This is a genomic window from Curtobacterium flaccumfaciens (assembly GCF_051548005.1).
In the GTDB taxonomy this organism is placed as follows: Bacteria; Actinomycetota; Actinomycetes; order Actinomycetales; family Microbacteriaceae; genus Curtobacterium.
Genome location: NZ_JBPUGH010000093.1, coordinates 1 through 13,586 on the forward strand (window position 1 = coordinate 1; position 13,586 = coordinate 13,586).

The 13,586-nt window shown below is 71.8% G+C and carries 12 protein-coding genes; 7 read left to right on the top strand and 5 right to left on the bottom strand.

All coding sequences use genetic code 11. From position 1 onward, the window contains the following. Positions 1–62 precede the first annotated feature (62 nt). Positions 63–839, bottom strand: coding sequence for an SDR family oxidoreductase (locus ACSW7Y_RS11485; protein ID WP_438126414.1), 777 nt, complete (start codon positions 837–839; stop codon positions 63–65). Between the two features lie 90 nt (positions 840–929). Here ACSW7Y_RS11485 and ACSW7Y_RS11490 point away from each other — a divergent pair, with 90 nt between their 5' ends. The 7 genes from ACSW7Y_RS11490 (at position 930) to ACSW7Y_RS11520 (ending at position 9,462) form a co-directional block, all read left to right on the top strand. After that, positions 930–2,012, top strand: coding sequence for an acyltransferase family protein (locus ACSW7Y_RS11490; protein WP_438126415.1), 1,083 nt, complete (start codon positions 930–932; stop codon positions 2,010–2,012). Positions 2,013–2,188: 176 nt separating this feature from the next. Then, positions 2,189–3,517, top strand: coding sequence for a bifunctional o-acetylhomoserine/o-acetylserine sulfhydrylase (locus ACSW7Y_RS11495; RefSeq protein ID WP_438126416.1), 1,329 nt, complete (start codon positions 2,189–2,191; stop codon positions 3,515–3,517). 183 nt (positions 3,518–3,700) lie between these two features. Further along, complete coding sequence (locus ACSW7Y_RS11500) at positions 3,701–4,723, top strand: acyltransferase family protein (RefSeq protein ID WP_438126417.1); 1,023 nt, start codon at positions 3,701–3,703, stop codon at positions 4,721–4,723. Between the two features lie 48 nt (positions 4,724–4,771). Further along, on the top strand, positions 4,772–5,971 hold the full coding sequence (gene metX, locus ACSW7Y_RS11505) for a homoserine O-acetyltransferase MetX (RefSeq protein WP_438126418.1): 1,200 nt from the start codon (positions 4,772–4,774) through the stop codon (positions 5,969–5,971). A gap of 165 nt (positions 5,972–6,136) precedes the next feature. Continuing rightward, entirely contained in the window at positions 6,137–7,294 is a 1,158-nt protein-coding gene (locus ACSW7Y_RS11510; RefSeq protein WP_438126419.1) for a sensor histidine kinase, read from the top strand. Between the two features lie 58 nt (positions 7,295–7,352). Beyond that, positions 7,353–8,675 (top strand): hypothetical protein, encoded by a 1,323-nt coding sequence (locus tag ACSW7Y_RS11515; protein ID WP_438126420.1) that lies wholly within the window; start codon positions 7,353–7,355, stop codon positions 8,673–8,675. Positions 8,676–8,790: 115 nt separating this feature from the next. Further along, the gene (locus tag ACSW7Y_RS11520) at positions 8,791–9,462 is read left to right on the top strand and encodes a response regulator (RefSeq protein WP_438126421.1); all 672 of its coding nucleotides are present in this window, start codon (positions 8,791–8,793) and stop codon (positions 9,460–9,462) included. A gap of 94 nt (positions 9,463–9,556) precedes the next feature. Here the strand turns inward: ACSW7Y_RS11520 and ACSW7Y_RS11525 are convergent, their stop codons facing one another. The 4 genes from ACSW7Y_RS11525 to ACSW7Y_RS11540 form a co-directional block, all read right to left on the bottom strand. Beyond that, on the bottom strand, positions 9,557–10,822 hold the full coding sequence (locus ACSW7Y_RS11525; protein WP_438126422.1) for an MFS transporter: 1,266 nt from the start codon (positions 10,820–10,822) through the stop codon (positions 9,557–9,559). 309 nt (positions 10,823–11,131) lie between these two features. Further along, positions 11,132–11,311 (bottom strand): hypothetical protein, encoded by a 180-nt coding sequence (locus ACSW7Y_RS11530; protein WP_438126423.1) that lies wholly within the window; start codon positions 11,309–11,311, stop codon positions 11,132–11,134. Positions 11,312–11,550: 239 nt separating this feature from the next. After that, positions 11,551–11,859, bottom strand: coding sequence for a thiamine-binding protein (locus ACSW7Y_RS11535; RefSeq protein ID WP_438126424.1), 309 nt, complete (start codon positions 11,857–11,859; stop codon positions 11,551–11,553). Then, positions 11,856–13,229, bottom strand: a complete 1,374-nt coding sequence (locus ACSW7Y_RS11540; protein WP_438126425.1) for a glycosyltransferase 87 family protein — start codon at positions 13,227–13,229, stop codon at positions 11,856–11,858. Before ACSW7Y_RS11540 ends, ACSW7Y_RS11535 begins: the two co-directional genes overlap by 4 nt. Positions 13,230–13,586: the final 357 nt, after the last annotated feature.

Genomic DNA, 13,586 nt, shown 5'->3' on the forward strand with positions numbered 1-13,586 from the left:
CGACAGCACCGCAGCGCAACCGCGGCAGCGGCAGCGGCAGCGGCAGCGGCAGGGCCACCGCGTCAGTCGCGCGGCGTCAACGGCCCCCGCGCGAGCTTGTGCTGCGCCGACTGCGCCACCGGACGCACGGTCACGAGGTCGAGGTTCACGTGCGCCGGCAGTTCGACCGCGTGCACGATGGCCTCCGCGACGTCCTCGGCGACGAGCGGCTCCGGCACGTCGTCGTACACCGCTGCCGCCTTCGCCTCGTCCCCGCGGAACCGGGTAAGCGCGAACTCGTCGGTCTTCACCAGGCCCGGGGCGATCTCGACGACGCGGATCGGTTCACCGTTGAGCTCGAGCCGGAGTGCAGCCACGAGCGCGTGCTCGGCGAACTTCGCGGCGTTGTACCCGCCGCCGTTCTCGTACGCCACGTGCCCGGCCGTCGACGTCACCGTGACGATGTCGGCGTGCCCGCCGCTCCGGGCGGCTCCCCGCAGCGCCGGCAGCAGCGCAGCGGTCACCTGCTTCGTGCCGATGACGTTCACCTCGAACATCGCCCGCCAGTCCTCGACGTCGGACTCCTCGACCGACGCGGACCCGAGGGCACCACCGGCGTTGTTGACGAGCACGTCGACCCCTCCGGTCTCGGCGACCCGTGCGTCGAGCGCCGCCACGTCCGACGGGTCGGTGACGTCGACCACGAGGTACGTCGCTCCGGTCTCCTCGGCGAGCGCCTGCAGCTTCGCCTCGCGCCGGGCGACCGCGAGCACGTCCCACCCGCGGGAGCGCAGGAGCCGGACGGTCGCTGCGCCGATGCCCGAGCTGGCTCCGGTGACGACTGCGCGACGAGGTGCCATGGGTGTTCCTCCGAACGCCTGGGTGTGGGACACGGTTGGGAGACCACCGTACCGATCACGACGCCGTGCCAGCCGGTAGCGTGGCGGGCCATGACGAGAGAAGCGGCTCCGGTGGCCCCTGCCGGCCTCGAGCCGGGGCGGGCGAAGCAGCGCATCCCGATGTGGGACACGGCGCGCTTCCTCGCGGTCACGCTCGTCGTCATCGGGCACGCGATCCAGCGGCAGACGAGCGACAGCGAGCACGCGCTGGCGCTCTACACGTTCATCTACGCGTTCCACATGCCGGCGTTCGGCGTGATCAGCGGCTACTTCTCGTCGGCGGCGACCCCGACGGCGGACCGCATGAAGCGGACGATCACGGACATCGTGGTGCCGTACATCATCATGCAGACGATCTGGACCGTGGTGCAGGCGATCGTCGAGGGCGGCAAGCAGTTCAACCCGACGCAGCCGACGTGGACGCTCTGGTTCCTGCTCGCCCTCGGGATCTTCCGGCTGATCCTGCCGTACCTCGCGCAGCTGCGGTGGCCGCTGTTCTGGGCCGTGGTGTTCAGCATCGGGGTGGGCTACTTCGACAACGTGGACTCGACGCTCTCGCTGAGCCGTGCGATCAGCCTGCTGCCGTTCTTCCTCGTCGGCTGGCAGGTGAAGCAGTGGGGGCTCTTCGACCGCTGGTACGACGCCCCCCGCCGGACCGTCGTGCGCGTGCGCGTGGTCGCAGCTGCGGTCTTCGCAGCGTGGGCGGTGTCGTGTGCGATCTGGATCCCGCAGTTCAAGGAGTTCGACCTCCACCACTGGTTCTTCTACGACGACTCGTACTCCGGCCTCGGTGAGGACGCGTGGTGGGCGGGCGCGGTGCGCTTCGGCCTGATGCTGCTCGCCGCGGTGCTGACGGCGTCGTTCCTGCTGCTCGTGCCGCGACGGACGGTCTGGATCACGCGGTTCGGCGCCGCGACGATGTACGTCTACCTGCTGCACACGTTCGTCCTCTACCCGATCCGGGAGTCCGGCGTCCTCGCCGGGGAGCACTCGGCCTGGCCGTACGTGCTGCTCATGGTCGTGGTCGCCTGCGCGGTGAGCCTCTTCCTGGCGCAGCCGTTCGTGCGCAGCGCGATGCGCTGGCTGCTCGAGCCCAGGGTCGGGTGGCTGTTCCGGAAGGACGAGGTGCGCTAGGCGCACAGCGCCGGCCTGGAGGCACGGGTCGCCCCCGCACCGTCCGTTACGTCGCGTGGCGGGTGCGCTGGTGCGACCTGCGCCACCTGCGTACCGTGACGGACGACGCAGCGCTGCCCCGGGCCTCCCGGCCGGTGCGCCGCCCACCTCGACGACCGCACCCGACAGGAGCACCGATGAGCACGAACGACGCCGCCGCCTGGCGGTTCGAGACGACGCAGGTCCACGCCGGCGCCCAGCCGGACCCGACGACGGGTGCCCGGGCGACGCCGATCTACAAGACGACCTCGTACGTGTTCGAGAACTCGGACCACGCTCGCGACCTGTTCGCGCTGGCGCAGCCGGGCAACATCTACTCGCGGATCATGAACCCGACGAACGACGTCGTCGAGCAGCGCATCGCCGCGCTCGAGGGCGGTACCGGGGCGCTCCTGGTGTCCTCGGGGCAGGCCGCGGAGACGTACGCGGTGCTCAACATCGCGGGTGCGGGTGACCACATCGTGTCGTCGTCGTCGATCTACGGCGGTACGTACAACCTCTTCAAGTACACGCTCGCGAAGCTCGGCATCGAGACCACCTTCGTGGAGGACCAGGACGACCCCGAGGAGTGGCGTCGCGCCGTCCGGCCGAACACGAAGCTGTTCTTCGCGGAGACGATCGGCAACCCGAAGATCAACGTCCTCGACATCGCCACGGTGTCGGACATCGCGCACGAGGCCGGTGTCCCGCTGATCGTCGACAACACGATCGCGACGCCGTACCTCATCCGCCCGTTCGAGCACGGGGCCGACATCGTCGTCCACTCGGCGACGAAGTTCCTCGGCGGGCACGGCACCGTGATCGGCGGCGTGATCGTCGACGGCGGGCGGTTCGTCTGGTCGGACCACGCCGAGAAGTTCCCGGAGTTCAGCACGCCGGACCCGTCGTACCACGGCGCGGTGTTCTCGCAGGCCGTCGGTGACCAGCTCGCGTACATCATCAAGGCACGGGTGCAGCTGCTCCGCGACCTCGGTGCGTCCAACTCCCCCGACACGGCGTTCGCGCTGCTGCAGGGCATCGAGACGCTGTCGCTCCGCATCGAGCGGCACGTGTCGAACGCGCAGGAGATCGCGGAGTGGCTCGACCGGCACCCGGACGTCGCGACGGTGTCCTACGCCGGGCTCCCGACCTCGCCCTGGTACGGCGCCGCGAACAAGTACGCGCCGAAGGGCGTCGGCGCGGTGCTGTCCTTCGAGCTCAAGGGCGGTGTCGACGCGGGCAAGGCGTTCGTCGACAACTTGCGCCTGTTCTCGCACCTGGCGAACATCGGGGACGTGCGCTCGCTCGTGATCCACCCGGCGTCGACCACGCACTCGCAGCTCACGCCCGAGCAGCAGTTGACGACCGGGGTCACGCCGGGGCTCGTCCGCCTGTCGGTCGGGATCGAGAACGTCGAGGACCTCCGGGCCGACCTCGAGGCCGGACTCGCCGCTGCCCGGGCGGAGTCCGAGCGCCTGCGCGCCTGAGGCCCGCTCCGCTCCCACGGAACGCGCGCGTCCCGACGTCCCACGTGTCGATCGACACGTGGGACGTCGTGCGCGTCCGCGTCCGCGTGCGGCGTGCGAGCGCGACGACGCATCGTGGCCACCCGCAACATACGAAATGCGGGGAATTCCTGAGGGCCGTACCGGGCACAGCAGACTCCGGCCATGCCTGCACCGAGAGAGCGTTGGATCGACGTCGTCCGCGGCTGCTGCGCGATCGGGGTCGTGCTCCACCACGCCACCGCGCTCGGAGCCGCGCAGGGCTGGTCCCATCCGGTGACCGACCTCCTGGACGCCGCACTGTCCCCGTTCCGCATGCCGCTGCTGATGACGATCTCGGGACTGGTACTCGGCGGGGCCCTGCTCCAGCCGTTCGGCCGTTTCGCCATCCGTCGCGCGCGGACCCTGGTGTGGCCGTACCTCGTGTGGTCGGTCGTCGTGCTCGCGGCCACGGGCGGTCTCGTCCCGGCCGCTCTCGTCCGGATCTGGACCGTCGCCCCCACCTACCTCTGGTTCCTCCAGTTCCTCGCGGTGTTCGCGATCGCCGCGTGGTTGCTCCGCCGACTCCCGACGCCGGCCCTCCTCTCGGTCGCCGCGCTGTCGGTGACGGTCAGCGGGTTCCTGCCGGAGACCCACCGGGCCGACCGCTTCGCCTACCTCTTCGGCTTCTTCCTCCTCGGAGTCGCGGCTCGGCGGTGGCGACCGTCGGGAGCGCGAGCGATCGCCGTCTCGGTCGGTGGTGCGACGGCAGTGGTGCTGCTGCTCATCGCGCTCGCCGCCGGTGAGCGCGTGCGGTACGAAGCGGTCGCCGCGCCGCTCGTCGCACTCGCCGTCGTCGCACTGGTGGCGCTCGCTCGATCGCGTCCGTTCCCGGGCACGCGATCCCGTCCACGACGTCGACCCGTCCAGGACGGACTCGCCCACCTCGGGCAGAACGCGGTCGTGCCCTACGTCACCCACCTCGTCGTGCTCACCGGGCTCCTCGGTGCCGCCGGGGCCGCCGACGAGAGCCGTTCGTGGCCGGCTCCCGTCATCGTCGTCACGGCGTCCGCCGTCGCGGTGCTCTGCGCCGTGGCGATCATCGCCGCCCGTGGCCACCGCGCCGTCGCGGTGCTGTTCGAACTGCCGAGCCGTCCGCGGCAGGTCGGGAGCGGACGACCGGCGAGCACGAGCACCCGCTCGGGGTGACGTAACACGGCGGCGGCGAGCCGTGCCTCCCGGCAGACTGGTCGGACGATGGACTGGCAGACGACCCCCGAGGACTCCGTGCCGTCCTCCCTCGTGCCCGGGACCGAACTCGGCACCCTCGGCAAGCCGCCGGTCACGGGCGCCTGGCGCCCCGGCGACCACCCCGGCAACCGACGCTTCGAGAGCCTCGGCGAGCAGCAGGTCCGCGGTGGGCGGCTGCCGAACGTCCGGGTCGCCTACGAGACCTGGGGCACCCTGTCCCCGGAGCGCGACAATGCTGTCCTGGTGTTCCACGCCCTGACCGGCGACTCGCACGTCACGGGCGAGGCCGGCCCGGGACACCGCACCGCCGGCTGGTGGGGGGACGTCGTCGGACCCGGGCGGGCGATCGACACCGACCGCTGGTTCGTCATCGTGCCGAACATGCTCGGCAGCTGCCAGGGCACGACCGGACCGTCCTCCGTAGCGCCGGACGGGGTCGAGTGGGGGTCGCGCTTCCCCTTCGTCACGGTGCGCGACCAGGTCGGGGTGCAGGTCCAGCTCGCCGACCGCCTCGGGATCGACCGGTTCGCCGGTGTCGTCGGCGGCTCGATGGGCGGTATGCACGCGCTCGAGTTCGCGGTCGCACACCCCGAGCGGGTCGAGCGGCTCGCCGTCCTCGCGTCGACGGCGCAGACCACCGCAGACCAGATCGCCGCGAACTCGCTGCAGCGCGCCGCGATCCAGATGGACCCCGCGTTCGCCGGCGGCGACTACCACGACGCCGCACCGGGCGAGGGACCGCACCGCGGCCTCGCGCTCGCCCGCCGCATGGCGCTCATGACCTACCGGGCACCGGACGAGCTGAACGGGCGGTTCGACCGGTCCTGGCAGAGCGACGTCTCACCCCTCGGCGACGACGGACGGTTCTCGGTGGAGAGCTACCTCGACTTCCACGGGAACAAGTTCACCCGGCGCTTCGACGCCTCGTCGTACATCACGCTCACGCACGCGATGGACTCGCACGACGTCGGTGCCGGGCGCGGCGGTGTGACCGCGGCACTCGGTCGGGTCACGGCGCGAACACTCGTGCTCGGGGTGTCGAGCGACCGGCTGTTCCCCGTGGAGGACCAGCACCGCATCGCCGCTGGCATCCCGGACACGCTCGAGGGAGACCGCGCCACGGTGGTCACGAGCGAGTTCGGGCACGACGGGTTCCTCATCGAGCAAGAGGCCGTCGGGGGACACCTCCGTCGGCTCTTCGGCTGACCCGGTGCGGGAGCCGGAGGATTCCATCGCACCTGCGATCACGATTCGGTTCCCATCCGGTACGGGAGCGCGCGCCGAACACCCCCCAACGGGTGCCGTGCGTGGAATGATGGCGTGGTGCTCGGCTGACCGAGTCTCGACTTCGCACGAACGCACAGGACTTCGATGGAACTGATCGCACAGGAACGCGACCGACTGCTCCGGTCGACCACCCGTGTCGTCGGCATCGTCTGCACCGCCATCAGCCTCGTGGCCGTGCTCGTCTCGTTCGCGGTCCCCGCCGGGCTGCTCCTCGGAGCGGTCGCGTGCATCGCGGCGATGATCGCCGGCTTCGTCGCGTTCGGGTCGAGCGGTTCGGTGTGGTGGACGGCGGTGATCCTCGCCGGTGGTCTCGGCGCGCTCGCGATCCTGCTCCTCGGCGCCGACGACACCACGCGTCCGGTCGTGGCGAGCGCGGTCATGCCGCTCGCGGCCGGTGGGGTCTCCGCACCGCTGATGGCTCAGCGCGGTCACCCCGTCGGACTGGGTCTGACCCTCGCCGCCGGCGCCACGACCGCCGCGGGCATGGCCTGGGCGACGGGGTCGTTCCTGTCCGTCGCCGCGAGCGGAGCGCTCCTCGGGTGGGTGCTCATCGCCGTCGTCACCGTCTGGATCTCCCGGAGCATCCCCCGTGTCGCCCGCCGCATCTACAGCATCGGCACCGCCCACCGCGCGGAACGCCAGGCCAGTGAGACCGAGGCGCAGCGACGTCAGGGCGCACGGCTCCTGCACGACACCGTGCTCGCCACCCTGACGCTCCTCGCCCACTCCGGTGTCGGCGTCTCCGAGCAGGCGATGCGCGAACAGGCCGCCGAGGACGCGCGGCTGCTCCGCCACCTCCGCCTCGGTGCGACCCCGCAGCCGCAGCAGTCCGGTGACTACTCGCTCACGCGTGAGGAGGAGTCGCCCCTCGGACAGACCCTCGAATCGGTCAAGCAGCGCTTCGGCCGGATGGGGCTCGAGGTCAGCTGGCACGGGACCGGTCAGGTCCTGCTGCCGTCCAACGTGCTCGACGCGTTCCTGCTCGCGCTCGGCGAGTGCCTCGAGAACGTCCGGCGACACGCCGGTGTCGGCGAGGCACACGTGACGATCGTGCACGACAACGAGATGGTCCGGGCGATGGTCACGGACTCCGGGGTCGGCTTCGACCTCACGCACGTCAGCGCCGAACGCCTCGGCTTCAAGGAGAGCGTCGTGAACCGCCTCCGCGAGGTCGGTGGCGACGCCAAGCTCTTCTCCGCGCCGGGCTCCGGCACGACCGTCGTCCTGGAGGCCCCCCGATGAGCCAGCGTCGTCCCGCACGTCCCGCACGTCCCGCAAAACGGCGGACGGAGCCGGCGCTGTGAGCCGGGTCCCCGAGGACACCATCAGTCGCGGACTGCCCGGTGAGACCGTGCAGCCCGCTCCGCGGACCCGCCGGGAGGCACGGGAGCGGTACCGGGGCAGCGAACGTCGGCAGGCACGCGGCCTCCCGTCGACGTCCACCGGTGCCCGCTCGCTGCGGCAGGCGGCCAAGCCCGGCGCGTCGCTCGGCGCGGGCTACCTCGGCGCCGGAGCGGCCGTCCTCACCGCGATCGAGGCCGTCGCCGGCATCGTGCTCTTCCTCGCCCGCTGGCCCGAGTACCCCGACCCGTGGTTGCCAGCCGCCGCCTGGGGGCTGTACATCGTCGCGGCGCTCGGCGTCGGCCTCAGCCTGCTCACCTACGGAGAGCGGCTGACCGGGGTCGCGTTCGCACTGATCTGCGTGGTGTTGGCGTGCGTCGTCACACTCGACTTCATCGGTATCTGGCACGGCCACGACATCGCCCACTTCGCCACCGCGTCGGTCGCCGCGGGGTTCGCCCTGCTACCCATCGCATCGCTGCGACCGGCGCGCGAGGTCGCGGCGGCGATCGTCGTCCTCGGCATCACGTTCATCGTCATGTGCCTCGTCTCGACCCCCGTGACGACCGACACCCTGCCCGGCATGGTCTCGCTCGTCGCCCTCGTCGTCGTGCCGCCGTCGCTCGCCCTGTTCGTCGTGCAGCGCTTCCGTCAGCTCGTGCAGCGCGAGCTCGACCGGGTCCTGGTCCAGAGCAACGTGCAGGCGCCGCAGTTCGCCGTCGGCATGCTCGCGTCGGACGAGCTCGCCCGACTCGACCTCGCGGCCGAGAAGCTCCTCGACGCCGTCGCGAACGGATCGGACCCGCTGCCCCTCTCCGACGCCTCCGCATCGGTCGCGGCCTCGCTCGCCACGGAACTCCGGCTCCACCTCATCGAAGGCCGCCGAGAGACCTGGCTCTACCACGCGATCACCGAGTCCGACCACCTCGGTCGCGCCGTGAGCGTCGCCGACCCGGGGTCCCTCGCCGGCCACCTCTCGCCCGCCCAGCGCGACGGACTCCTCCAGGCCCTGTGGCAGATGGCGGGCGAGGGCCGGACCGCCCAGCCCGGCCAGCCCGTCGTCGCCGTGACCCTCGGGCCCGTCGGGTCGGACGGACACCCCGTCACCGACGAGACGATGGACGTCCCGATCGTCATCGAGTCGCGCAGTGTCACGCGCCGACGGCTCGGCCCGGCGACGTGGAGCGCCCTGCACCGCATCGGCCCGTTCACCGAGACCGTCCAGGACGGCGCCCTGCGGATCGTGGCCCACTGCGTCGTCAACCGGCACCCGACGATGTAGCCGTCGCCCGGACCGCACCGGCTGGACCCGAACCACCGGACACCCTGACCAGCCTGCCCGTACCGTGCGTTCGGTCCCCCTAGGATCGGCACAGCCCCCGAGAAAGGACGCCACCATGGCGACTCCAGAGGAACCGATCCGACTCGCCCTCGTCGACGACCACAGGATGCTCCTCGGCGCTCTGACGGAGTGGATCCGCAGCGCCGCCGACGACATCACCCTCGTGGCCGCCGTCACGACCTGGCCGGAGCTGCTCACCAACCCCGCGTTCCCGGTCGACGTGGTGCTGCTCGACCTCGACCTCAAGGACTCGATCCCGGTCTCGCTCAAGATCTCCACGCTGAAGACCGCGGGCGTCAAGACCGTGGTCATGAGCACGTACTCCGAGCCGAACGTCGTCCGCGAGGCCCTCGCCTCGGGCGCCCTGGGCTACCTCGTGAAGAGCGAGGACGCGGACATGATCGTCGAGGCGATCCGCTCCGCCCAGCGCGGCGAGCAGTACGTCTCCGCCGAGCTCGACCTGGCGATCAACTCCGGCGACGTCGGCGGGGTGCCGAAGCTCAGCGCGCAGGAGCGTCGCGTCATGGCGCTCTACGGCGGTGGCGAGCCCGTGAAGAGCGTGGCGTACCAGCTCGGCATCTCGGAGGAGACCGCGAAGAGCTACCTCAAGCGCATCCGGGAGAAGTACCGCGTGGCCGGCTTCGACGTGGGCACGAAGGTGGCGCTCCGGAAGCGGGCGATCACCGACGGCATCATCGTGCAGGACGGCAGCCCGCTCGGCTTGTAGCGCCAACGACACCGCAGAACGGACACAGCACCGCGCCGGAGCGCGGTGCTGTGTCCGTTCCGTGGTGCAGGGCGGCGCGCTGCTCCGCCGCGCGTCAGACGGTCGGGACCGGCGCCGTGATCGGCCCCGTGGACGGGTGCGACGAGCGCACCGCCGCCCGGGCGGTCGTCCGTCGCTCGACCCCGTAGCTGATCGCCGTGACCCCGACGCCGAGGAGCGCGAGCACGATCCCCAGCCACCCCGGCGCGAGGAAGCCGAAGCCGGCCGCGATCGCCGCACCACCGAGGGCGGCGCCGAGTGAGTTGCCGATGTTGAACGCCGAGTGGTTCAGCGCCGCCGCGATGGTCCGGGCGTCGCCCGCGACGTCCATGAGGCGCGACTGGACCGCCGGCGGGATCGCCGACGACGTGGCGCCGATGAGGAAGGCACCGACGAACATCCCGACGGTCCACTGCGCGGTCAGGACCGTGACGAGGAGCGAGCCGACGAGCGCCAGGAGCCCGAAGTAGATCGTGCGCTTGACGCTGTGGTCCGCCAGGTGCCCGCCGACCACGCCGCCGACGACCATGCCGAGTCCGACCACCACGAGGACGAGCGGGACCGCGGACTCGCTCAGCCCGGTGACGTTCTGGACGATCGGCGAGATGTAGGAGTACACCGCGAAGAAGCCTCCGAAGCCGATCGCGCCGAGGCCCATGACGATCCAGAGCTGCGGCTCGCGGAACGCCCGGAGCTCGCGGCCGATCGTCGCGTGCTCGTCCTTCGCGGAGCGTGGCACGAACGCGGCGACCGCGAGGAACGTCAGCGCGAAGAGTGCGGCGACGACCCCGTACGCGACGCGCCACCCGGCCACCTGCCCCACCCAGGTGATCGCTGGCACGCCGACCACGTTGGCGACCGAGAGGCCGAGGAGCACCATCGCGATGCCCTTGCCGCGCTTGCCCGGCCCCATCATGTCCCCTGCGACGATCGACGCGATGCCGAAGTAGGCACCGTGCGGCAGGCCGGCGACGAACCGCGCGACGAGCACGAGTCCGAACGAGGGCAGCACGGCACTGGCGACCGTGGCCAGCACGAAGCCGACGAGCAGCACGAGGATGAGGCCCTTGCGCGGGAACTTCGCCGACATCGCCGCGATGGTGGGGGCTCCGACGACGACACCGAGGGCGTACGCGCTCACGAGCCACCCGGCGTGCGCGATGCCCGCGTCCGGGTTCGCCGCGTACTGCGAGGGCAGCAGCGCTTCGGCGATGTTCGGCAGGAGCCCCATCGCGACGAACTCGGTCGATCCGATCGCGAACCCGCCGAGGGCGAGGGCGATGAGCGCGGCAGTGCGGCGCGCAGGCGTGAGGTGGGTCATGGAGCCTGTCTCTCGGACGGGAGGATCGGTTCGGCCCGGGACGTCGACCGATGTCCCACTGGCGGTGCGTGGTCCGACCGGGACGGCGCACGCTCAGGTCGTGCGTCCTGCTCGCCCGAGCCCCGTCGCGAGCGGCGGGAACGTCGCGGAGCGGGTGTCCCGGTTCGGCGGCGAACGGGTCACAGGCCGGCGCTGCCGACCTGCTCCCAGCAGTGTAGAACGCTCCAACAGCCCGACGGAAGACGACGTGCCGAATCGATTCGACCGATCACGGCGGTTCGCCGACGAGCGGGTACTTGGCTCAGGTCGTCAGGCGGCGCGGCGCTCCGGCACGGACCGAGCGGGTGTCGTGGCCTCCGGCAGCTCGTCACGGTGGACCCACCCAGCGCCGCACTCGCTGCAGGTCGCCCAGGCGTGCTGACCGTCGGTGTCGGAGTCGATGACGACCGTCCGCAGGTCGCAGTCGGGGCACCAGCCGTCGTGCATCATGAGCAGCTCCTCGTCGTGGTGCGGACGCCCGCTGCGTCCGTCACCGACAGGAGACACCCGACCACCGACATCCGCGGGAGGCGCACGGCGTGTCGGTGGTGTCCCGAGCATGCCCTCAGCAACCCCCTCACGGACATGCCCCAGCAGCCCCTCACGAGCGTGTCCTCACGACGCCGAGACGCCCTGCCGCCGTGCCTGCGCCCGGCGGCGCCGGGTCCGCACCGGGCGTGGCCGACCCCTCAACCGTCGAGCGCAGCCTCGAGCCGCTCGACCTTGCCGTCGAGCTCGCCCGTGTGCCCCGGCCGGATGTCGGCCTTGAGCACGAGCGACACCCGCGTCCCGAACGGTGCGACGGCTTCGGTGGCACGCTTCACGACGTCCATGACCTCGTCCCACTCCCCCTCGACCTCCGTGAACATCGAGGAGGTGCGGTTCGGCAGCCCGCTCTCGCGGACGACCCGCACGGCGGCGGCGACGGCGTCGTGCACGGAGCCGTCCTCGGTTGCGGCAGGACCACCGGACGGTGCGACGGAGAACGCGACGATCATGCGCCCATCCTGCCCCGCGGACGCGCCGAACGCGCCACGGCCGACGACGAGCCACCCGACGACGAGCCGCCCGCCGCAGACGCACCCGACGACGAGCCACCCGCCGACGACGCACCCGTCGACGAGCCGCCGTCGGACGGACGCCCCGGGGACGAGGCGCCCGCCCCGAGCCGCACCAGCCCGACGATCCCCCACACGAGCAGGACGACCTCGAGCACGTTCCGGAGCGTCAGCACCACGAGGATCCACGGCTGCACGGTGAGCACCTGGTCGTAGTACCCCGGGTAGACCAGCTGCGTGAGGAACGCCGTCGGCAGCGCGAGCAGCGCGATCGGCAGGAACCGCCGCGCACTCGCCCGCCCGGCGACGAGCCCCCAGACGACGGGGACCGCGAACCACCCGATGTACTGCGGCGACCCGACCTTGTTCGTCGCGATCAGCGCGGCGACGAACACGAGTGCGAGCACCGGCGCGGCCTGCGCCCGGGAGGCTCCACGCCGGACAGCGACGAGCGCGAGGACCACGCCGACGAGCACGACGAGCGCCATGAGCGGAGTGGACACCGCCGCCGCCGCGTGCGTGCCGGCACCGGACACCTCGAACGTCAGGATCTCGCGGTCGTAGTACACGGCGGCTCCGGGCACGCGGAGCGCCGCCGCCCACATGAACGGCGTCGCGAGCGGTGACTCGATCTGGAGCGCGCGGCCGCTCTGCTCCCCGACGAACGAGAACAGGTACGCCGCGCCGCCGTAGAGCACGTCGACGAGCACGATGAGCGCGGTGGTCACGAGCGCGCCGGCGACCACGCCCCGACGGTGTCCGCGACGGAGCAGCACGAGGACGCCGACGAGCGCGGCGGGCCACACCTTCGTCCACGCCGCGAGGGTGAACAGCACCGAGGCGACGGCGGGCCTCGACACCACGAAGGCCACCCCGGCGAGCGCGAGGACCGTCGCGACGGTGTCGATGCGTCCGAGCCCGATCGGTCCGAGGGCGAGCAGGAAGACGAGCCACCACCAGACGACCCGGACGCGTACGGTGCCGATCGCGGCCCGGAAGCGCCAGAGCAGCACGCAGACGACGGCGTCGAGCAGCACCATCAGGACCAGCCACCCCGTGCCGATCGACGCGACACCGCCGAGCGCGGCCGCGGCCATCGGGACGATCGCGAGGATCGGGTACACCCACGCCTCGTCGATGCCGACCCAGAAGTGCGTCTGCTGGCCGGTCTCGATCCAGCGGCGGTACGTGATCGTCACGTCGCCGAGGGGCAGGTTGCCGGAGGTCGTCGTCAGCCACCACAGCAGGGCGTGCACGGCGACGAAGGCCGCCCCGAACAGGACGGGCTCGACCCAGGTTCTCCGCTGCACCGGACGAGCGTACCGACCCGCCCGTGTCGGAACGCCGACAGGGTGTCGGAGGTGACCGGAGGACGGCCGGGAGGCGCGGTGCGGGCCCGACCCGTGCCTCTCGGCCGTCAGGTGGGTGCGTCACCGCCGCGGGACGACCCGCCCGCTGTCGCGCGACGACCGCGACGTCGTCCGGTCACGGCGCCGCGCGACGCTAGCTCGCGTCGCCGTCGACCGCGAGGTCGCGCACGACGCCGCTCAGCTGTTCGATCAGGCCGGTGATCGGGAAGGGTCCGCCGCGCGAGGCGCGGCGCGCCGCGAGCCCGTGCACCACGGCCGCCGTCGCGGCGAGGTGGGCCAGGTCGGACGGTGTCAGGG